General features: G+C 61.8%; 1 protein-coding gene. It reads left to right on the top strand.

Features of this window, described 5'->3' with window-relative positions:
• A partial coding sequence (locus HUA78_RS46090) for a hypothetical protein (protein ID WP_217442886.1) occupies positions 1 to 227 on the top strand: 227 nt, incomplete at its 5' end.
• Between the last annotated feature and the right edge of the window lie 176 nt (positions 228 to 403).

Here is a 403-nt window from a genome sequence, read left to right as displayed (position 1 = left end):
TCTACGTTCGAGAGGATCTACTCCGGCAGTACGCAGGAGGGCGCGCCATTGTTTGGTTCGCCTTCGGTGAGCGAGAGCTACGACCCTATCCGTCGTCACCGCCGCAGTGGCTCGTTGATGCCCAACGGCGGCAGGAAAATGAGTGGCACGTTGTGTTCACCGAGGCCGATATCAAAGACACCGAGCCAGCGGGACCTGTCAACGTGAAGGAGACAGTGGATTCGTGAGTTTCTGCGTGGCCTGACGTGAACAGGCAAGCCACGCGGGGGGAGCCAGACGGCGTTCGGCAAGGCCTGCGGCTTCGGTGGGCTGTGAGAGAAGCGCTCGGGGGCGCGGGAGGATCTCATTCCCGCGAGGCGCACGATGCCTTGATGCAAGAAGTTGTCGCGCTCAATCCGTGAAG

The sequence above is a fragment of the Myxococcus sp. CA033 genome, assembly GCF_013336625.1.
Classification (GTDB): Bacteria; Myxococcota; Myxococcia; order Myxococcales; family Myxococcaceae; genus Myxococcus; species Myxococcus llanfairpwllgwyngyllgogerychwyrndrobwllllantysiliogogogochensis.
Note: the sequence above shows the minus strand (reverse complement) of the source record. Positions and strands in the feature narration are given on the sequence as shown.